Raw genomic sequence first — 18,013 nt, 5'->3', positions numbered from 1 at the left:
GAGGCAAACATGCCAGACCTTCTCGCTGCCCTCACCCGCCTACATGGCGACTTGCTTTCTGCCGGCCTGTTGCCAGAGGAGGGGTTTTCCGAAGCCTCCATGGCCGCCGACGTACTCATAGATGGCGCTGGAGTGTATCTCGGTATTGAGGCGCGCCGACCTGATCGGCAGCGTGCACTCATGCCGACTCTGCCCAGCCGATCCTCGAACATTGCTGCCGCGTTTTTGTCCGGTAAGCCTGACTATTGGTTCGGTGGGGCAAGTGCTCGCGCAAAAAACAGCCGTGCTGCTATGCGAGATCTGCACCAGAGAGTTTTGGGAGGGGTACAGAATTTAACCGCGAAGGCTATATTATCCTTCCTTGAAGGCCCGCCCCTACTCACCAATGCGAAAGATTTAATAGGGTTTTATGGCATAAGGGTCGACGGCTTGGCCGCCGAAGATGTGCCTGAGATTCGATCGGCTTGGTCCCGTTACTATGTGCCGTCGGGCGAAAACCCACGCATCCAAGTCATATCGGGCTACTCGTTATCCCGGTTGGTAACTGGCGGGATGCCATCCGCAGAGAGTTTCGGACAGACTGAGCCGAATTTCTCAGAGGCGGTGACGCCAAAATATGGGCCGGCAGCCAATTGGCTCACTAGCAGGCAAACCACAGTGCGAGTCGGCAACACGGCAATCTTTGGCTGGGTTGAGGGGCACCCTCTACTCGATCCGACTCCACACCTCATAAGATCGCGCTGGGCGCCGGAGGATAGCTTGATCCCCGATGCGCCGACCGCGTATCCTGGTGATGTGCATTTTGTTGCCTTGACGCTTTACCCACCAGCGCGCATCGCATGCCGCCTTTATGTGGTCGTTGACGGTGACACCGCAGCCAATCGGCTGCGCACGTTTCGCCAGAGACTGAAGGCTGCGGTGTCTGGTTATGCTGACTGGCATGACCAATACGTCTACCGCTGGCAAGATTCTGTTTATCCAAGCCCGCAGCAAGAGCAGGTCGTGACTGGAATAATGCAGGCCGTGCTGATGGGGCACGCGGAGTTACCACGCTCTGTGCTGGGCGAAATCGTTAGGCTCAACCGGGCCGATTACAAAACACTAGGCCGGCGAATTGGCCTACTCACCGTAGCCCTCAACCTTGATCATCCAGGCGCATAGCTATGGCTTATGTTCTCCACATTCCAGGCTCGATATCGCGGGCGCTCCGCTGGACGGTCAATCACCCATCATCGTCCTATGGCAACGGTGTCTTGGTCTACCGCAACACGTCCGATGTTCTGGATGGCGCATCGTTTCGCGCATTGCGCGATCGTGCCGGCGGTTGGATCGAGACTGACAAGCCGGAGAGAGTGCGATCTGCCCTGTCGCTCAGAAGCGACGAAAGCCTCGGCGAGTCGCCTGAAGACGATGCAGCCACGCTTGCGCTGGAGGTGCGTGAATGGCGCGAACTCCAGAAGATAACAGCGGCGCAAGCGGCCGCCATGCTTGGCATGCCGAAATCAACGTACGACCACATTGAGCAGGGGTTGGGGTTTAAATATCCGCGCCTGCTCATCCTCGCCATTCAGGCGTTCGGCGCACCTCCGGCCTAACTCGCCCTAGTCCGCCACGCCGTAGGCGCGGGGAGCGCCTCAAGGGCCTTGCCCAGCGCATCCAGCCATGCCGCCACTTCCGGTGGCACGTCTGCGTCCCCTGCCGCCCAGCGGCGCACAAGGCGGTCATCGCATTGTAGGGCATCTGCCAAGCCCCGCTGCGACCAGCGCAGCAGGGTGAGGCATTCACGGAAGCGGTCTGGTGTCATCCACCGAACACCTTCATGACGGCGACGGTGGCACCGATCAGGGCGGCGGAAGCGCCCATGCCAGCGAACACAGCCTGCCAGGGTGCGAACTAGGTGTCGCGCGCCAGCTTGATGGCCTCTGCTGCGAGCTTGTTCTGCTCGGCGGAGAACTTGCGGGTCTCAGCGAGCATCATCTCGATGCGGGCGGTTTGCTCCTGGCTGTCCATGGTCATCTCGGTCATCGGGGTATTCCCTCAAGTTCGCCTGGGCCAATCCCTCGGCGATGTCCGCACTATGCGGACAAATGGCTTTCGTGTCAAGCGTAATAATGTTGTGCATGAGTGCGGTTTCGCGACACAATATGTTGCGTCAGGCGATTTAGTAGCTACTATATGTGGAATCAGCGGCCATAGCGGCACGCATCTGGGCAGGCCACGTCCCTGCCGCACCCACCATCATCACAGAAGGAATGCGCTGCCATGGAGCACGCAAACGACAATGCGTTGAAACGCGTGAAGCCGCCCAAGCTGATTGCGAACTGCGGCGAGGCCGAGAAGCCCGACGACTTGGTGGCCCAACTCATCGAGGATGTGCGGTCAGGCTATTACGACATCCCCACCACCGGAGCGGTCGCCGAATATGCGTCAGCCGAACGTGTATGGGCGGCAGTCATTCCCACCCTCGTCGACGACTTCCGCGCCCTAGAAGTCCGTGTCGAGTGGTACGGCAGCGAGGGCGGCGCCCAAACGGCGCTCATCGACAAGGCGGATAACGCCAGACTGGCCCGCCCCGAATGCGTTGACACCCTCGAATTCATGAAGGCAGCCTGATGCGCAACGGATTCATTCCCACCTTCGTCAGCTTCGACACCCTGGCCGAAGACGCGATCGTAGTGGATCCGACGGACGCGCTCATCGACGGGCTCGACGCCGCGTCTGGCGACATTGCCATAGACCCTCTGCGCCTACTCGCCACCATGTGCAGCGAGGGCAGCATCGACGCCAACGAGCGCGATGCCGGGGAAATCCTGCATCGCATGTTTAAGGCCGGCACGTCGCACCTCGGCGGGTCCGGCAAATACGACTGGCGGGACAAGGACGGAAAGTGGACGCGTTGCGAGCAGCCGCGCAAGGACATCCTCGCCAAGCTCGACGAGACCATCGAGGCTGTCCGCAGCATTCATCGCAGCCGCGCCGTGCGGCACGCGCTGGCGGCCGCTCAACCTGTGGCCGACATCGACAACCTGTCCGCGCTCGCCGCCGGCCTTGAGGACGTGGTGCGCATCTGGTGGGGCGCCGGCAAGCGCAACGCCGTCGTGACCATGAGCGGTATCAGCCTCGCCGCCGTCGCCTTCGGTGATGACCGCGTGCTGCACGCCGAGAACGACAATGAGGCGCCCGATGCTACCCGCGTGCTCGAGGGGTTCGAGCGCATGTGGAAGCGCGGGCAGTTGGACAAGATCCCCCGCATCAACGAGAGCCTGTATGCGGCTGGCCTGCGCTACCGCACCGACCACCACAGCGCAGGGCTCGCGCCGCTGGGCGCCATCGACTACGGCCGCGAGAAGGTGGACTGCGGCTCAGGTGCTGGCACAAGTGTAGGTGGCCTGTATGGCAGCGACCGGGCGGTGTTTGCCCTGGAGCGGTACAGGCAAGCGAGGGCCGCGATGGGCACTAGGTTCGCGCCCGTGGTGGACGCGGTGCTGATCGACGGGAAGACTCTAGAAGAGGCGGGTGAAGTGATCGGGCAGCGTGGTAGAGGCGCAAGAATCGCCGTTGCTGGAGATCGCCTTTCCTCAGGGCTGCGCAATCTGGCGGTGTTCTACGGCACACTCACTAGACGGGAGGCGGCAGCCTAGTGATCACGTAATCACCTCAAGTGCTATAATTAGAGTACAAGTAAGAAATGCGCCTTTGAGGCGCCACCCTGATCGGGGCGCGGCAGGTCCGGTACGTATCCCTCGGAACCCATAGAGCCAGCCCCCGACACCCTCACCCCTGCGAGCGTCTTCTCCTCCGCTCGCGGGTGATTGCCCCTGCCTCCCTACGGGTTGAGGCGGGGGCGGAAATACTAGCGTGCGCAGCATGCAAGGAGGCCGCATTGGCGGCCCAGGCGAGCCGGAACGAGTGTGCAGCGTAGCGGCGAAAGCCATGCGGCCCGCAACAGACGACCGGCTCGCAATTATTCATTCGGAGCTTCCCCATGGACGACACAGTCGAACGCCCCGAGCCACGACCTAACACCAATCTAGGTGTGGGGAAGTCTGGCCGTTCCCGTCGCCCTCGGAAGGCGAAAATCGCTGGTTCGAATCCAGCCACCTAGACCATTTTCCGCGGGGTAGCGCAGTCAGGTAGCGCGTCGGCCTCATAAGCCGAAGGTCATGGGTTCGAATCCCATTCCCGCAACCAACCACACCGAAGGAGACCACATGCGAGCCACGTTCTGGAGCGCCGTCATTCGCGCGGCCAATGCCATGCTCACTGCGGCAGGTGCCCGATGATCGACACCCCTTGGGGGCTCTACCCCGATGCGCAGTCAGCAGTCCTGGCACCCTATGCCTACAGCCTCGCCCCCGGCGATGTGGTGGTGCTCACCTCTGGTGGGCAGCGCATGACCGTAGAGGATGTGTGCGAGGAGTGCGGCGACGTATCTGTGGTGTGGTTCGAGGGCACCGACGTAGAGGGCTGCTGGGTGGGCCCGCTGCGTGACGTCTTCGATGCCGACATGCTGGTGCAGTATGGCCCGTCGCCCAACGACACAGTCCACTAAGCCCTGGCACCACCTCTATGTCACCGCACGGTGGCTTAGGCTGAGGGCATCGGTGCTGAGCGAGACGCCACTGTGCACCATGTGCATGGTGGCTGAAGTCATTGAGCCGGCCACCGTGGTCGACCACGTCAAGCCTCACAGGGGCGACGAGGCGCTGTTCTGGGATAGGGCCAACCTCCAGCCATTGTGCAAGTACCATCACGACAGCACGAAGAAGCGGATGGAGTTGGGGCAGGATGTCATCCTGTTCGGGCCGGATGGATGGCCAATATAGTAAGTTTGCCATATCATATGGCATCATGAGCAATATTGTTGCTCAATCAGCACATTAGACGCAACATTATTACAATGTGTGCCTTATTATCAGGCATACGGGGGGTGGGTCCGTTCCTTGGGCCCTTTGGGGGCCCTGACCGACAACGGGCCATCGTGCACACGTCCGCAATTCAAAACATGACCTAAAGGTGCCCTCATGCCAAGGCCGAGAACACCCCTCGCCAAGGCAAAAGCTGAGGCGCGGGACACAAAGGATCCGCAGCGGTTCCGTGACAGGGCAGATCCCTCCGGAACAGGCCCGCTAGGGCCGCCGCCGATCTGGATCAAGAACAACGGCACCAACCACGCGCGCACCGCGTGGAACGATCTCGTCAAGGATCTGCCTTGGCTGAATAGCTCACACCGCGCCCACCTCGGCATTGCCGCCAGCATCTATGGCCGCCTCATCGGAGGCGAGGAGGTCGGCGTGCAGGCGCTCAATTTGCTGCGCCAATGCCTCGGCCAGATGGGTGCAAACCCGGCCGACGCCTCGAAGGTGAATGTCCCTGATGAGGATGAAGAAAAAGACGACCTCCTCGACGACTGAGGTTGGTCCTGCGCAGCAGCGCGTCGAAGATTACGCCCGAGCCGTCCTGAGTGGAGAAGAAGTAGTCGGCCCCCTGGTGCGCGCCGCATGTCGCCGACACTTCGATGACGTAGCCCGCGGCCACGAGCGCGGCCTGTGGTTCGATGAGGATGCGGCGCTACACGTGCTTCGCTACTTCGAGGAGAAGCTCAAACTAAGCGAAGGCCAGTTTGATGGCCGACCCTTCAAACTCCACCCCTCGCAGGCGTTCAAGCTTGGATCCATCTTCGGATGGAAGCGTCAGGACGGATCGCGCCGCTTCAGGACGGCTTATATTGAGGAAGGGAAGGGGAATGGCAAAAGCCCCTGGGCTGGCGGGGTAGGGCTTTACGGCCTGATGGCCGACAAAGAGGCCGGCGCTCAGATCTATGCCGCTGCTGCCAAGAAGGAGCAAGCGCAGATCCTGTTTCAGGACGCCTGCAAGATGGCGCGACAGGCGCCCGGATTTGTCCCAAAGCGGTTGAAATTTAGTGGTGGCCTTGGGCGCGAGTTCAACATCGCACATCACAGGTCGCAGTCGTTCTTCCGCCCCATCTCGAAAGAGGCCGGCAAGTCCGGCTCTGGCCCGCGCCCACATTTTGCGCTCTGCGACGAGGTCCACGAACATCCCGATCGCGGCATCATGGAGATGTTGCAGCGCGGCTTTAAATTCCGCCGGCAGCCCTTGCTGCTGATGATCACGAACAGCGGCAGCGACCGAAACTCGGTGTGCTGGGAAGAGCGCACGCGCGCTGTGAAGGTGGTGCTTGGCACACAGGCGCCGGACGACGACCTAACCTATGTCGGCGACACATGGGACGGCAGCGACGCCGTGTTTGCGTTCATCTGCTGCCTGGATAAGGACGACGATCCTCTCAAGGATTCATCGTGCTGGGCGAAGGCGAACCCGCTCCTCGGAACCATCCTGACACACGACTATCTGGCAGGAGTGGTGGCGGAAGCCAACCAGGTTCCCGGCAAGATGAACAACATTTTGCGCCTGCATTTCTGCGTCTGGACGGACGCGGACAAGGCGTGGATGTCGCGCGCCAAGGTCGAGGCGGTCATGGCCGACTTCGACCCGGAGAAAGTGCATCGCACCCACAAGGTGTTCTGCGGCGTGGACTTGTCGTCCAGCAAGGACATCACGGCGCTGGCGTGCGCGGTCCCGACCGGCTTCATAGACGTGAAGCGGCCCGACGAGAGCATTGTTCGACTGCCTACGTTCGACGCGTGGGTGGAGGGTTGGACACCGAAAGACACGTTGGAAGCACGATCCAAGGCAGACAAGGCGCCATACGACGTATGGGTGCGTGACGGCTGGCTCAATGCGCCGCCCGGTGAACGCATCCGCTACGACTTCGTCGCGGCGCGACTGCAAGAAATCGACCAGACGTACGACATCCAGTGCGTGGCTTACGACAGGTACGCCTATGACAAGTTCAGGGCGGAAGTCGAGGCCATTGGCGTCAATGTTGAGCACGTAGCCCACCCGCAGGGTGGCAAAAACCGCGCGAAGCCAGAGCCCGCGAAAGTCGAGGCGGCGAAGCGCGCTCGTGTAGAGCCGCCGCAGGGTCTTTGGATGCCTGGTTCGGTCGCCGAACTGGAAAACATGATCATCGACGGACGTATCCGGCTTCGGAGCAGCCCTGTTCTGATGACGGCCATGATGGGCTCGACATTCGACTCGGATCCGCAGGGGAACCGTTGGTTCGTCAAAGCCAAGGCGTCGGTTCGCATCGACGTCGCCGTTGCGCTCGCAATGGCAATCGGAGCCGCCACTGATGGCGCTCCCGTCAAACGTGAAAGCGTCTATAAGACGAGAGGGTTCATCGAAATATGAGGGCTCTTGTCTTCGCGCGCGACGCAGCCGGACTCCTGGCCGTCGCGTCTATTTCCTATGGCGCTTGGCGCATCTATGAGCCCGCCGGCTTCATCGTTGGCGGGTTGCTTGTCCTTGCCGGCGTACTCGCACTCTCGAGAGGTCAGACCTGATGGCCGGCCTGTTCGGAGCCATCCTTGGCTCGTCAGACGTCGAACGCGGGATCGAGAACAGCAAGGATCTGCTAAAAGCCCTTGAGGGCAGTGTAGAGACCGGCACTGGGATGTATATCTCCCCTGAAGCGTCCTTGCGCTACACCACTGTGCTGGCCTGCGTCAGGGTGCTGTCGGAGAGCTTGGCTAGCTTGCCTTGCATCCTGTACCGACGCCGCAAGGATGGCGGCAAGGACAGGGCGACGGACCATCCATTGTATCGGGTGCTGCACGATCAAGCGAGCGCCTGGAACACATCGTACGAGTATTTCGAAGGCCAGATGATCAATCTGGCGACGCGCGGCAATGGCTACGCGTATGTGCAGCGGGATAACCTGGGCCGATGTGAGGGGCTGGTCCCGCTCAATCCGGATCCGGTGACGATCGAGCAGGCGCGAGATTACTCGCCCATTTACACCGTCACGCTACCGAACAACATGCGAAAGCGGCTTAAGCCGTCTGAAATTCACCATCTGCGCGGCCCCATGCCGAAGGGCTATGTCGGCCAGTCGTTGATTTCCCTGGCGCGCGAGGCCATCGGCCTCGGAATGGCGGCCGAGAAGTTCGGGGCGCACCTCTATCGCAACGGCGTGAAGCCGAGCGGCGTGCTCAAGACAACACAGACAGTTGGCGGCGAGGCTATCGAGTCGCTGCGCACTCAGTTCGAGACGAAGTACGGCGGCCTCTCCAACTCAAGCCGGCCTCTCATCCTCGAAGAGGGAATGGAGTGGGTTGCGCTGTCCATCAACCCGGATGACGCTCAGTTCCTTGAGACCCGCGCGTTCCAGCGTACCGAGATCACCGGAATTTTCCGCGTTCCGGCGCATATGATCGGCGACCTTTCGCGCAGTACGAACAACAACATTGAACACCAGTCGCTAGAGTTCGTGAACCAGGTGCTGCGGCCCTGGGCAAAACGCATCGAGGCGCGCATCAACCAAGACCTTTTGGCGCCCGATGAGCGCGACGAATACTTCGCCGAGTTCCTGTTCGAAGACATCCTCCGCGGCGACTTCAAGACCCGCATGGAGGGGTATTCCATACTGGTTCAGAACAAAATCATGAGCGCCAACGAGGTCCGTGGCCGCGAGAACATGAACCCTTACGAGGGTGGCGACGTCTACGAGAACCCGGCGATTCAGGTCAACGATAACGCGCCAGAGCCCGCCAAGCCGGCTCCTGCTGCGGCCGCCTAGGAACATCCATGGATAAAATTGACATCGGCTCGCCCCTCTCGGGAGATCGCCGAGAGCGTTTCTTTGCGCGCGCCCTAAACACGCAGTTCGTGGCGGCCGCCAGCGATGCCGCTACCACGATCGATCTCTACGACGAGATTGGATATTGGGGCGTGAACGCCAAGCGCTTCCGCTCTCAGCTCCGCGACACATCTGGCGACATCGTCCTGCGCATCAACAGTCCGGGCGGCGACGTCTTCGATGGCATCGCCATCTATAACGACCTCCTCGCTCACGACGGCAAGGTCCGCGTAGAGGTGGTCGGCATGGCTGCCTCCATCGCCTCCATCATCGCGATGGCCGGCGACGAAGTCGTGATGGCTGAAAACAGCTTCATGATGATCCACAACGCGTGGACCGTGGCTGTCGGCAACCGGCACGACTTCGGCGAAGTATCGGCCGTTCTCGCCAAGATCGACGACGCGCTGGCACGCACATACGCGGCGCAAACCAAGGCTGGCATTCGCGACATCAAGCGGATGATGGATGACGAAACTTGGATGACCGCCAAAGAGGCGGTTGAGAAGGGCTTCGCAACCTCAGTCGCGCCCCACAACGAGGCCGGCGCGAAGGCGAAATTCGATCTGTCGGTCTACGCGAGGGCGCCAACGGCGCTGGCGTGGAACGCTGAAGAAGACCTCGATTACTCCACCGAGGAAGACATCGAGAAGGTGCTCATGCGTGACGCTGGGCGCACTCGGACGCAGGCGCGATCCCTGATCAGGGACATCCGCGCCGGCAACACCACCACCATGAACAAGTCCGAAGTCATGCCTGGCGCTGACGTGGACCTGACCGCACTCGCCGCCGCGCTTCAGAGCGCCCGTGCGGCTTTCCCACATCAGAACTAGGAGGGGCTAATGCCCACCACTGAAGACATCGTCAAGGACATCAGCCAGATCGGCGGCGACGTGAAGACTCTCACTGAGAGCACCCAGCGCGATCTGAAGGCGCTCCGTGACGAAATCGACTCGAGCGGCAAGAAGGTCGATCCGCTTGTCACCGAGAAGATCAAGGTGCTCGCCGAGTCCGTCGAGACGAAGCACGCCGTACTTGAGAAGGGCCTCAAGACCATCACCGCCGAGGTTGAGCGTCTCGACACCGCCCTGAAGCTTCCCGGCGTTGCCGCCGGATGGGGTGGCGATGATGTCGCCGCCGAGGCCAAGGCTGCATTCGACTTTGCGAAGGCGAAGCTCGTGACCGAAGGCAAGCTCGGTGTGAACACCGAAGTTCAGGCCGACGCCGAGGCATACGCTGCTTATGCGAAGGCGTTTAAGTCCTTCATGCGTGCTCGCGCCGAGGCGGCGATGCGCCCCGAGTATCAGGCGGCGATGCAGACCGGCTCCGATCCGGACGGCGGCTATCTGGTGCCGGTGACGGTTTCCAGCCGCATCATCAAGAAGGTCTATGAGACCTCCAACCTTCGCGCCCTCGCTACGGTCGAGAGCATCGGCGGCAAGGAACTCGAGATCCCGCGCGATGAGGGCGAATTCGGGAACGGAGGCTGGGTCGGTGAGACCACGGCGCCCAGCGAAACCAGCACTTCGCAGCTTGGCTCTACCAAGATCTTCGCCCACGAGATGTTCGCGGAGCCTCGCGTTACCCAGAACATGATCGAAGACGCCGGTCTCGATATCGAAGCCTGGGTGGCCAATAAGGTCGGCGAGAAGATGGGGCGCATCGAAGCGACCGCGTTCTTCACCGGCTCCGGTACCAACCAGCCCCGCGGTCTTCTGACCTATGGCAGCGGTACCACGAATGGCACCATCGAGCAGATTGTCTCCGGTGGCGCCAACGCGCTGACTGCAGATGCGTTCTACAACCTCGTGTTCGCGCTGAAGGACTTCTACACCACGAACGCCAACTTCCTGATGAAGCGCACCACCGTGCGCGACGTCATGAAGCTGAAGGACGGCCAGGGCAACTACCTCTGGCAGATGGGTGACATTCGTGGCGGCCAGCCGGCGACGGTGCTCAGCTTCCCGGTGGTCCGCTGCGAGGACATGCCCACGGTCGCGGCCTCTAGCCTCTCGGTGGCGTTCGGCGACTTCCGCGCCGCGTACACCATCGTGGATCGCCTCGGCATCACGCTGCTGCGCGACAACCTGACGGCCAAGCCGTTCGTCAAGTTTTACAACCGTCGGCGCGTTGGCGGCGATGTCGTGAACTTCGAAGCGGTCAAGCTCATGGTCACTTCGGCGTAAGCCAATCAGCAGGGCGCCTTCGGGCGCCCTTTCTCTTTCTACAATTCAAGGAGTTAGGCTGATATGGCCAAGCGAGACCTTTATTCCAACATTGCGCTGGTGACGTCTGTTGTCCCGGCGGCTCAGACTGCCCTCGTCAATGGTACCGGTATCGACCTTCGCGGGTTCAATTCCGCTGCAATCGGCGTAACCACGGGCGCCATCGTGTCGGCCGGCCTGTTCGGCGTGAAGCTGCAGGAGTCGGACGACAACTCGACGTATACCGACGTTGCTGCGGGTGATTATCTCGGCACCGCGCCGACTGCGCTTGCCGCAAGCTCCACCTACTGGTTCGGCTACAAGGGCACCAAGCGTTACGTCCGCGCCGTCGTGACCTACACCTCCGGCACGTCCATCGTGGTCGGCGTCGTGGTCATCAAGGGCCATCCCGACTACCGCCCGACGGCTTGAGCATGGGCGTCGTAATCGCGCCGTTCCGCTACGCAGCGGACGGCTTCACCGTGGAGCAACTTGTTCCCGGTGATGAGCGTGACTTCGGCAGCGTCGAGGCCGGTCTTGTTGAGGCCGGCTTCGTGGCCGGCCCTGACGGCGAGGCTGCCCCTGCCGACCCAGCGGCCGACGCACCAGTGAGGACTCGCGCCAAGCGAGCGTAACCCCATGATCCGCATCATTGAGCCCCCGCTGCCGATTGTTTCGCTGGCGGAAGCCAAGCGATTCATGCGGATCATCGACGGTGGCGACGACATGCTGGTGAGCATGCTTGTCGCTGCCGCCCAGGCCGAAATCGAGCCACCCACCAGTTGGGTTGGACGCGCTTTCGGCGAGCAAACCATCGAACTGGTCGTGCACGGGTGCGTACTGAAGTCCGGCATTGCCCTTCCGTTCCCGCCGCTGCGTTCCATCGTCTCCGTGACCTATCTGGACACGGCCGGCGTACTGCAAACCCTCCCTGAGGACGCGTACACCACATGCGGCGCTCCCATCGCGACGCTCGTGCCGGCACATGGCCAGACATGGCCCGAGGTGCTCCCTGCGCCTAACGCCGTGACCGTCCGCTTCGTGGCCGGCTATGAGGACAACGACCCGCAGCTTATGCCGGCGCGCATGGCCGTCATCCTGATCGCGCAGCGTCTCCGGGCCATGGCTCGCGAGGACGTCTTTGTGAAACGCGAGACAGTCGACGGCGTTGGCTCCACCGAGTGGGCACTCACCACGCAGGCAGCCGACATGGCCAAGCAGGCGTCGGACAGCATGCTCGCCCGCTTCCGTATCTGGGGGCCCTGATGACGCCAGAAACAGCCGTTGCCGCCCTTGACCGCCATCTAGCCCGCAATGGTGCCCCGGCCACGCTTCGGCGCTACACGGGCCTCGGAGCCGCTCGGGTGGCGTCGGACGTCACCGTCCAGGCGCACGTACGCGGATACGCTCCAGAGGAACTCGTCGGCGGCATTGTCCAGGGCGGCAGCAAGGCCATCCTCTCCCCCACACAGATCGCCGCCGCAGCATGGCCTGGGCCGCAAGGCTGGCCGGAGGTTGGCGACAAGCTGGTGGTCGATGGCCGCGAGCGCAACGTCACAGGCGCTGTGCCGATGCGCATGGCCGGCCGCGTGGTGCGGATCGAGTTGCAGGTCGATGGCTAATCGCTAATGGCGATCTCCACCCGGATCAGCATCATCAACCGCAATGCCGAGGTTTGGTTTGCCGAGGAAATGTCGCCACAAGCCCGCAGCGCAGCCCTGGCGGCGTTTGCGAGGTCCAACCTTGCCGAGGCACAGGAAACCAACCGCAAGGCCCTAGGGGCCATCCCACCGCATCTAACCATCGTCGATGGCTCGCCGGGGAAGTCCGAGGATGCCGTCAACCCAGACGGCGTAATCGTTCACGACTTCGAGGTCATGGACGATATGTTCGGCTTCATCGACCTGCTGCTCATCAAGCACTCGCCGGTTCGCTCTGGCAAGTATCGCAAGTCGCATGTGTTGTTCGCGGACGGCGTCGAAATAGACCCGCAATCGCCGACCATTCCACTGGCGAAAGAGTACGTCTATCTGTCGACGGTACCTTACGCCCGCAAGATCGAGCGCGGCCTGTCCAAGCAAGCGCCTGATGGCGTATACGAAGTGACTGCGGCGCTTGCCGCCAAACGCTTCGGCAACGTGGCGCGCATCAGGTTTGGCTATCAATCGCCCATCCGCGCCTACGTCGCCCTGGGCGGCAAGCGAGGCGGCAAGAAGGCATCGGCCGCCAAGCGGTTTGCTCATAACCGCGAGACCGAAACACGCGTCCCCGCAATAATCATCACAAGGTAGCCCATGGCGAGCGCAGCAGTAATGGCCGCCGTCCGGGCCCGGCTTGATGCCAATTGGACGCGTTGCCCAGTCGCATATCCCAACGAAAAGCAGACCACGCCGGCTGAAGGCTCGCCCTTCCTGGCGGTGCAGTATCCCGTCGCCACCGAGGAGCGCATGAGCATCGGCGCGCCGGGCTCCAACCTCTACCGGGAGGAGGGCGCCATCCGCTTCGTCCTCGAAATCCCCCGCGGCGCCGGCATCGACGAATGGACAGTGTGGCTCGATGAGGTCCGCGCCCTGTTCCGCGGGAAACGCTTCGACAACGTCGTGACGTTCGCCGCATCGCCGGCCGTCCTCGATGACCGCGCCGACGCAGGCAACTACTGGGCGCTGAGCAGCGCCATTCCGTACCAATTCGACATTCTCGGCTGACCTAGAGCCCTCGCGCTCGGCTGACGCCGCCCTCCCACATTTTCGGAGTCCTGTATGGCTTTCGCATCTTCCAGCGAGGCGCGCATCGCCTATGTCGCTGAGTCCTCGTTCAGTGTCACGCCGGCCACGCCCACCTTCAAAATTCTTCGTACCACTGGCGGCGGCCTGAAGTCCGCGAAGTCCACCAAGACCAGCGCAGAGCTTCGCGCCGATGGCAACGTGTCGGACGAGATGCTGGTGGGTATCGATGTCACCGGGGAATACCCCGGCGAGATGTCTTACGGCACCTTCGACGACCTACTCGAAGCCGCGCTTATGGGCGCGTGGACCACGAACGTGCTCAAGAACGCCATGACGGCGAAGTCTTTCACGTTCGAGGAGACGCTGGAACTCGGCGCCACGGACAGCTTTTCCCGTTTCGGTGGCTGTTGCATCAACACCTGGCAGATGAGCATCAACAGCCGGGCTGAAGTGACCACCAGCTTTGCCATCATGGGCAAGCAGGAGACCCTGGCGAACGCCATCGTTTCCGGCGCGACCTACACGGCTGCGAATACCGAGCCTGTCATGACGGCCGGCGTGAGTGTCGCCAGCCTCGCTGTTGCGAGCATCAGCCCCACGCCCACTGTTCGCTCTCTGACACTTTCTGTGGGGCGCAATCTGCGTACCCGGCCGGCCGTCGATACGATCTACACGGCGGAGTTCGGCAAGGGCCGCTGCGACGTCACCGGCACCCTTGAAGCGTACTTCGAGAGCAACGCACTCTATCAGGCAGTGCTTGACCACGGCGGTGGTGCACTGAGCTTCACCATCGGCAACGCGACCACCAAGAAATACACGGTTCTGATCCCCAAGGCACGCTTCCTTGATGGCGCGCGCAAACTCGCGGGCAATGATGACGACGTCATCGTGTCGATCCCGTTCCGCGGGCTCTATGACGCGACCGAGGCCGCATCGATCAAGATCACGCGGGCCGTCGCCTGATGAAAACCGTTGAAATCATAGAGTCCTTCGAGGGGTACCCCGAGGGACGCAAAGTCGTGTTCGCGATCGGTGAAACGCCGTCACTGCCGGACGAATTTGCCGACCTGATCATCGAAAAGAGACACGCCCGCGCGCCAGCCGCTGAGCCGGCGGCCAAGCCTCGGAAGGGAACCGACAAGTGAAGCTAGCATCCGTCAAGAAGTCGGTTCGCAACGTCGTCGAAGGCGCCTGGGTTGGGGATCTCCCCATCCAGGGGCTTGAAGGCGTGAACCTCAAGGTGCGGGGCACCCACAATCCATCCGCAAACATTGTTCGCGACGAGGAAATCGCCAAGCTCTCTGAGGAGAGGCGGGCCGCATTTTCGGATGAAGATCGCGACGCTGTGGCACTCGAGGTGATGGCGCGGGCAATCCTCATCGACTGGGATCTGGTGGATGACGACGATGCGTCTATTCCGTGCACCGAGGATGCGCGCCGGGAACTGATGACCGATCCTGACATCGGCGAGACCATCCGCCGTGCCGTCGCCTATGCCTCTGCGGTTGTGTCTCAGAGAGGCCGCGCCGCCCTTGAGGCCGACGTAAAAAACTGACCGAGGCCCTGCTCTGGCAATTGGAGTGGGGCGACAAACTCGAATTTCTTGAGGGCATCGAGGCCGAGACAGGTGTGGCGCCCAAGGCGCTCAAAGCGCGGCCGCAACTCGCCTCGCATCTCGGCTTCATCTGGGAAGCCTTCTGGTCGTTGTCGACCGACCGCCCCACCGGCTTTTCAGTTGGGCGCATCCCCTTCCGCTCCATCGACGCTTATGCCGCCCGTTACCGGGTGGATGACCTCGATAGCTTCGATCGCTTGCGTCACCTCGTGATGGCGATGGATCGCGCTTTCGTGGGCCACGTCAACAAACCCCGGAAATAATCTATGGCGCAGAAGATGCAGGTCGTGAAGGAGCTTGTCTCCCGCGGCCGCTCCGAGGGTATGGACAAGGTTGCCGCGGACCTCAACAAGGTCGCCGACGCGCAGGATAACGTCGCCAAGAGTGGCGAGACTGCCTCCAAAAGCACAGATACGACGGCCAAGCGCCAGATTTCTGCGGCAGCGGCGTATGACCGACTGTTGAAATCGATTGATGAGACCTACCGCGGCCAACAGCAGTTCGCACGCGGGCAAGGTGTTCTGGATCGCGCCCTTGAACAGGGAAAGATTGACGCCACCGAGTATGCCCGCGCTCTGGATTTGCTCAAGAGCAAATACCTCGACACGCCGTCGACTGTTCCGTCGATTATGCCAAGGGGCTCGAACGACAACATCAAGATGGCGTCGCACGAGGTATCCAACCTAAACGCCCAGATTCAAGACATCGGCGTTTCGCTTGCCGGCGGCCAGAACCCGTTCACGGTCATGATCCAGCAGGGCAGCCAGATCAGCAACCTGATGGGGAATCGGGGGCTAACCTCGATCTTCACCGGCCTTGGCACCGCCCTTGCGTCGATGGTCAACCCCACGATGCTCGTGCTGGCGGGTTTCACTGCTCTCTATATCGGCGCCACCTACGCCTATTCGGCGATCCAGGGCGACAGCAAGTCGGTAGAGGACGGCCTAAAAGAGCAGGAGCGTCTGCTCAAGATTGTCGAGGGCTCTTACGACAACGTGGCCGGCGCGGCCAATCGTTGGCAGAACGCATCACGCGCCGCGACGGTGGTGGAAACCACCAAAGCACTCGCGGACATGAAGAAGCAGATGGACGATCTGTCCAAACGCTTCCTTGAGGGCGGTGCGTTCAGCGGCGGCGCGGGCCAGTATTTTCTGCAGTCCGACCCAAACCTCGGGGACAAATACAACTTCAAGGCCCGTAAGGAATACGCAGCCTTCGCATCGCCGCTCGAGGCGTTCGAGTCCAGCGGCAAGACCACCGACGACATCAACAAGTTGGTCGACGCAATCGGCCGCATTGGGCAGGCAAACCCGGCTCTACAGGACGCTGCGGCCAAGCTGCTGGATATGGCGCGCGGCTCCGGCGATGCCAACAAGTCTATGACCGAAGCCGCCGATGGCGTGCGGAAGTTGGAGGCGCAGCTACGCGTTCTGGCGGGAACGGCAACCGATGCCGACCTCACCATTCTCAAGCTGGCCGATAGCGCCAAAGACATCGCCTCTGCAGCGAAGCTTATCGAGGATCTGAAACGCGACGGTGCGCGGATTGGAGACGACCAGGCACAGGCCATCGGGCGCACTCTGGACCGTCTTGGCTCCGGCGCCACGATGGACCAGCGGCGCGAAGCCTACAGGCTGGCCCAGGAGAACTTCGAGAAGGAAAAAGCCGCCAGGGACGCTGAGAAGCGGTCTCAGGAAGGCGAGCGCGATGCCAAGAAGGCCGAGCGAGATCTGAAACGCGAGGCGCAGCGGGTGTGGGATGACACCCGCAACTCTGCTGAAGCTTACGCCGACCAGATCAAGAAGCTGAACGACCTCCTCGAACAGGGAGCCATCTCTCAGGACACCTACGCTCGTGCGGCCGCAAAGGCCAAGGAGGAGATGTCCGAGAAGCAGGTCTCCGACCGTCTCAAGACGCTCAGCAAATCAAGCAATCCCTACGACGGTATTGAGCTTGGCATTGCCGAATACACCAAGAGCGTCGGCACCCTGGCAGAGCAGACGGCTCAGATAACCCAGGGCCTGTTTAAGGGCATGGAAGACGCCTTCGTGGAATTCGTCACCACGGGCAAACTCAACTTCCAAGACCTTGCCAACTCGATGATCGCCGACATGGCGAGGGTCGCAGCGAAGCAGGCCATTGCAGGCATCTTCGGCCTAGGCGGGCAGGGAGGTGCGGGCGGCGTTGGCGGCCTGCTGAGTGGGCTTATGGGCTCGTTCGGCGGTGGCGCAGGTGGCGGCCTATCAAGCTTCGGCGGGGTTAGCGCCGCGCTTGGCGGCATCTATCACAGCGGCGGTGTCGGCACCGAGCCGAATTACAACCGCCTTGTGCCTAGTTCCGTGTTCGTCGGAGCGCCAAAGCTTCACTCCGGACATGACCCGCTCGACCTGCTCTCGGCAGGCGAGAAGCCCGCCATCATCAAAGAAGACGAAGGCGTCTTCACCGCCGGCCAGATGAAAGCCATGGGCGCGCGAATGAACGCGCCCGCCAACATCAACGTCAACGTCCACGCACTGCCGGGCAGCACCGCCGAGGTGCAGCAGAAGCAGAATCCGGACGGCAGCATCAGCTTGGATATCATCATGAAGCAAGTTGTCAGCGCGCTGAAGAGGGATGTCGAGAGCAACGGCTCCCTCGCCAAGACGCTTCAGGGCGGCTACGGGCTCAAGAGGGCCATGCGGTAGTGGCGATTGCCTCGTGGCCGCTAGCTGTCAGCTACCGGCCTGCGACGGATCCTTGGTCTGGCTCC

Annotated in this window: 23 protein-coding genes and 2 tRNA genes; 23 read left to right on the top strand and 2 right to left on the bottom strand. The window is 61.8% G+C overall.

The annotated features are described in order from the left end of the window. Together ADADO0_RS05520 and ADADO0_RS05515 are read left to right on the top strand one after the other, a co-directional pair. Positions 1-1,161: type I-C CRISPR-associated protein Cas8c/Csd1 (locus ADADO0_RS05520; RefSeq protein WP_511304099.1), on the top strand; the 1,161-nt coding region annotated here is incomplete at its 5' end. 2 nt (positions 1,162-1,163) lie between these two features. Continuing rightward, complete coding sequence (locus ADADO0_RS05515; RefSeq protein ID WP_511304098.1) at positions 1,164-1,595, top strand: helix-turn-helix domain-containing protein; 432 nt, start codon at positions 1,164-1,166, stop codon at positions 1,593-1,595. Between the two features lie 298 nt (positions 1,596-1,893). Here the strand turns inward: ADADO0_RS05515 and ADADO0_RS05510 are convergent, their stop codons facing one another. After that, complete coding sequence (locus tag ADADO0_RS05510) at positions 1,894-2,025, bottom strand: hypothetical protein (RefSeq protein WP_511304097.1); 132 nt, start codon at positions 2,023-2,025, stop codon at positions 1,894-1,896. A gap of 237 nt (positions 2,026-2,262) precedes the next feature. Here ADADO0_RS05510 and ADADO0_RS05505 point away from each other — a divergent pair, with 237 nt between their 5' ends. The 12 genes from ADADO0_RS05505 (at position 2,263) to ADADO0_RS05450 (ending at position 11,355) form a co-directional block, all read left to right on the top strand. Beyond that, on the top strand, positions 2,263-2,613 hold the full coding sequence (locus ADADO0_RS05505; protein WP_511304096.1) for a hypothetical protein: 351 nt from the start codon (positions 2,263-2,265) through the stop codon (positions 2,611-2,613). Continuing rightward, complete coding sequence (locus ADADO0_RS05500) at positions 2,613-3,641, top strand: hypothetical protein (RefSeq protein ID WP_511304095.1); 1,029 nt, start codon at positions 2,613-2,615, stop codon at positions 3,639-3,641. Before ADADO0_RS05505 ends, ADADO0_RS05500 begins: the two co-directional genes overlap by 1 nt. A gap of 389 nt (positions 3,642-4,030) precedes the next feature. After that, positions 4,031-4,109: transfer RNA gene (locus tag ADADO0_RS05495), tRNA-Pro, on the top strand. 5 nt (positions 4,110-4,114) lie between these two features. Further along, positions 4,115-4,191 (top strand) — tRNA-Met (locus tag ADADO0_RS05490). 88 nt (positions 4,192-4,279) lie between these two features. Beyond that, positions 4,280-4,552 (top strand): DUF2158 domain-containing protein, encoded by a 273-nt coding sequence (locus tag ADADO0_RS05485; RefSeq protein WP_511304094.1) that lies wholly within the window; start codon positions 4,280-4,282, stop codon positions 4,550-4,552. 88 nt (positions 4,553-4,640) lie between these two features. After that, entirely contained in the window at positions 4,641-4,826 is a 186-nt protein-coding gene (locus ADADO0_RS05480; RefSeq protein ID WP_511304093.1) for an HNH endonuclease signature motif containing protein, read from the top strand. 198 nt (positions 4,827-5,024) lie between these two features. Then, on the top strand, positions 5,025-5,414 hold the full coding sequence (locus ADADO0_RS05475; RefSeq protein WP_511304092.1) for a hypothetical protein: 390 nt from the start codon (positions 5,025-5,027) through the stop codon (positions 5,412-5,414). Beyond that, complete coding sequence (locus ADADO0_RS05470; RefSeq protein ID WP_511304091.1) at positions 5,377-7,275, top strand: terminase large subunit; 1,899 nt, start codon at positions 5,377-5,379, stop codon at positions 7,273-7,275. The genes ADADO0_RS05475 and ADADO0_RS05470 overlap by 38 nt, the downstream gene beginning before the upstream one ends. Positions 7,276-7,426: 151 nt before the next feature. Then, positions 7,427-8,662: a phage portal protein gene (locus ADADO0_RS05465; protein WP_511304090.1), complete on the top strand. Its 1,236-nt coding sequence runs from the start codon at positions 7,427-7,429 to the stop codon at positions 8,660-8,662. A gap of 8 nt (positions 8,663-8,670) precedes the next feature. Beyond that, entirely contained in the window at positions 8,671-9,552 is an 882-nt protein-coding gene (locus ADADO0_RS05460) for a head maturation protease, ClpP-related (protein WP_511304089.1), read from the top strand. A gap of 9 nt (positions 9,553-9,561) precedes the next feature. Then, positions 9,562-10,905, top strand: a complete 1,344-nt coding sequence (locus tag ADADO0_RS05455; RefSeq protein WP_511304088.1) for a phage major capsid protein — start codon at positions 9,562-9,564, stop codon at positions 10,903-10,905. Between the two features lie 63 nt (positions 10,906-10,968). Next, positions 10,969-11,355, top strand: a complete 387-nt coding sequence (locus ADADO0_RS05450) for a hypothetical protein (RefSeq protein WP_511304087.1) — start codon at positions 10,969-10,971, stop codon at positions 11,353-11,355. Here ADADO0_RS05450 and ADADO0_RS05445 read toward each other — a convergent pair. Then, entirely contained in the window at positions 11,337-11,564 is a 228-nt protein-coding gene (locus tag ADADO0_RS05445) for a hypothetical protein (protein WP_511304086.1), read from the bottom strand. The genes ADADO0_RS05450 and ADADO0_RS05445 overlap by 19 nt on opposite strands. On the opposite strand from ADADO0_RS05445, the gene ADADO0_RS05440 reads away from it, so the two are divergent. The 9 genes from ADADO0_RS05440 to ADADO0_RS05400 are packed head-to-tail and all read left to right on the top strand — an operon-like array spanning position 11,563 to position 17,948. Next, positions 11,563-12,189: a head-tail connector protein gene (locus ADADO0_RS05440; protein WP_511304085.1), complete on the top strand. Its 627-nt coding sequence runs from the start codon at positions 11,563-11,565 to the stop codon at positions 12,187-12,189. The genes ADADO0_RS05445 and ADADO0_RS05440 overlap by 2 nt on opposite strands. Then, complete coding sequence (locus ADADO0_RS05435) at positions 12,189-12,545, top strand: hypothetical protein (RefSeq protein WP_511304084.1); 357 nt, start codon at positions 12,189-12,191, stop codon at positions 12,543-12,545. Before ADADO0_RS05440 ends, ADADO0_RS05435 begins: the two co-directional genes overlap by 1 nt. A 6-nt stretch (positions 12,546-12,551) precedes the next feature. After that, the gene (locus tag ADADO0_RS05430) at positions 12,552-13,214 is read left to right on the top strand and encodes a hypothetical protein (protein WP_511304083.1); all 663 of its coding nucleotides are present in this window, start codon (positions 12,552-12,554) and stop codon (positions 13,212-13,214) included. 3 nt (positions 13,215-13,217) lie between these two features. Further along, complete coding sequence (locus ADADO0_RS05425) at positions 13,218-13,628, top strand: phage tail terminator-like protein (RefSeq protein ID WP_511304082.1); 411 nt, start codon at positions 13,218-13,220, stop codon at positions 13,626-13,628. A gap of 54 nt (positions 13,629-13,682) precedes the next feature. Then, a complete protein-coding gene (locus tag ADADO0_RS05420) occupies positions 13,683-14,612 on the top strand; it encodes a phage tail tube protein (protein WP_511304081.1) in 930 nt (309 codons plus the stop codon). After that, complete coding sequence (locus tag ADADO0_RS05415) at positions 14,612-14,794, top strand: hypothetical protein (RefSeq protein WP_511304080.1); 183 nt, start codon at positions 14,612-14,614, stop codon at positions 14,792-14,794. The genes ADADO0_RS05420 and ADADO0_RS05415 overlap by 1 nt, the downstream gene beginning before the upstream one ends. Further along, a complete protein-coding gene (locus ADADO0_RS05410; RefSeq protein ID WP_511304079.1) occupies positions 14,791-15,204 on the top strand; it encodes a phage-derived protein YdaY family protein in 414 nt (137 codons plus the stop codon). Before ADADO0_RS05415 ends, ADADO0_RS05410 begins: the two co-directional genes overlap by 4 nt. 20 nt (positions 15,205-15,224) lie before the next feature. Then, the gene (locus tag ADADO0_RS05405) at positions 15,225-15,527 is read left to right on the top strand and encodes a phage tail assembly chaperone (RefSeq protein ID WP_511304078.1); all 303 of its coding nucleotides are present in this window, start codon (positions 15,225-15,227) and stop codon (positions 15,525-15,527) included. 3 nt (positions 15,528-15,530) lie between these two features. Next, positions 15,531-17,948, top strand: a complete 2,418-nt coding sequence (locus ADADO0_RS05400) for a phage tail tape measure C-terminal domain-containing protein (protein ID WP_511304077.1) — start codon at positions 15,531-15,533, stop codon at positions 17,946-17,948. Positions 17,949-18,013: the final 65 nt, after the last annotated feature.

It is taken from the genome of Aquabacter sp. (assembly GCF_965279295.1).
Classification (GTDB): domain Bacteria; phylum Pseudomonadota; class Alphaproteobacteria; order Rhizobiales; family Xanthobacteraceae; genus Aquabacter.
The sequence above is the reverse complement of the archived record's forward strand: the minus strand, read 5'-3'. Positions and strand labels throughout refer to the sequence as shown.

Excerpts from the sequence above, each read along its gene's own strand:
- ADADO0_RS05515 (WP_511304098.1), top strand. The coding sequence starts at position 1,164 with ATGGCTTATGTTCTCCACATTCCAGGCTCGATATCGCGGGCGCTCCGC.
- ADADO0_RS05510 (WP_511304097.1), bottom strand. The coding sequence starts at position 2,025 with ATGACCGAGATGACCATGGACAGCCAGGAGCAAACCGCCCGCATCGAG.
- ADADO0_RS05505 (WP_511304096.1), top strand. The coding sequence starts at position 2,263 with ATGGAGCACGCAAACGACAATGCGTTGAAACGCGTGAAGCCGCCCAAG.
- ADADO0_RS05500 (WP_511304095.1), top strand. The coding sequence starts at position 2,613 with ATGCGCAACGGATTCATTCCCACCTTCGTCAGCTTCGACACCCTGGCC.
- ADADO0_RS05485 (WP_511304094.1), top strand. The coding sequence starts at position 4,280 with ATGATCGACACCCCTTGGGGGCTCTACCCCGATGCGCAGTCAGCAGTC.
- ADADO0_RS05475 (WP_511304092.1), top strand. The coding sequence starts at position 5,025 with ATGCCAAGGCCGAGAACACCCCTCGCCAAGGCAAAAGCTGAGGCGCGG.
- ADADO0_RS05470 (WP_511304091.1), top strand. The coding sequence starts at position 5,377 with ATGAGGATGAAGAAAAAGACGACCTCCTCGACGACTGAGGTTGGTCCT.
- ADADO0_RS05465 (WP_511304090.1), top strand. The coding sequence starts at position 7,427 with ATGGCCGGCCTGTTCGGAGCCATCCTTGGCTCGTCAGACGTCGAACGC.
- ADADO0_RS05460 (WP_511304089.1), top strand. The coding sequence starts at position 8,671 with ATGGATAAAATTGACATCGGCTCGCCCCTCTCGGGAGATCGCCGAGAG.
- ADADO0_RS05455 (WP_511304088.1), top strand. The coding sequence starts at position 9,562 with ATGCCCACCACTGAAGACATCGTCAAGGACATCAGCCAGATCGGCGGC.
- ADADO0_RS05450 (WP_511304087.1), top strand. The coding sequence starts at position 10,969 with ATGGCCAAGCGAGACCTTTATTCCAACATTGCGCTGGTGACGTCTGTT.
- ADADO0_RS05440 (WP_511304085.1), top strand. The coding sequence starts at position 11,563 with ATGATCCGCATCATTGAGCCCCCGCTGCCGATTGTTTCGCTGGCGGAA.
- ADADO0_RS05445 (WP_511304086.1), bottom strand. The coding sequence starts at position 11,564 with ATGGGGTTACGCTCGCTTGGCGCGAGTCCTCACTGGTGCGTCGGCCGC.
- ADADO0_RS05435 (WP_511304084.1), top strand. The coding sequence starts at position 12,189 with ATGACGCCAGAAACAGCCGTTGCCGCCCTTGACCGCCATCTAGCCCGC.
- ADADO0_RS05430 (WP_511304083.1), top strand. The coding sequence starts at position 12,552 with ATGGCGATCTCCACCCGGATCAGCATCATCAACCGCAATGCCGAGGTT.
- ADADO0_RS05425 (WP_511304082.1), top strand. The coding sequence starts at position 13,218 with ATGGCGAGCGCAGCAGTAATGGCCGCCGTCCGGGCCCGGCTTGATGCC.
- ADADO0_RS05420 (WP_511304081.1), top strand. The coding sequence starts at position 13,683 with ATGGCTTTCGCATCTTCCAGCGAGGCGCGCATCGCCTATGTCGCTGAG.
- ADADO0_RS05415 (WP_511304080.1), top strand. The coding sequence starts at position 14,612 with ATGAAAACCGTTGAAATCATAGAGTCCTTCGAGGGGTACCCCGAGGGA.
- ADADO0_RS05400 (WP_511304077.1), top strand. The coding sequence starts at position 15,531 with ATGGCGCAGAAGATGCAGGTCGTGAAGGAGCTTGTCTCCCGCGGCCGC.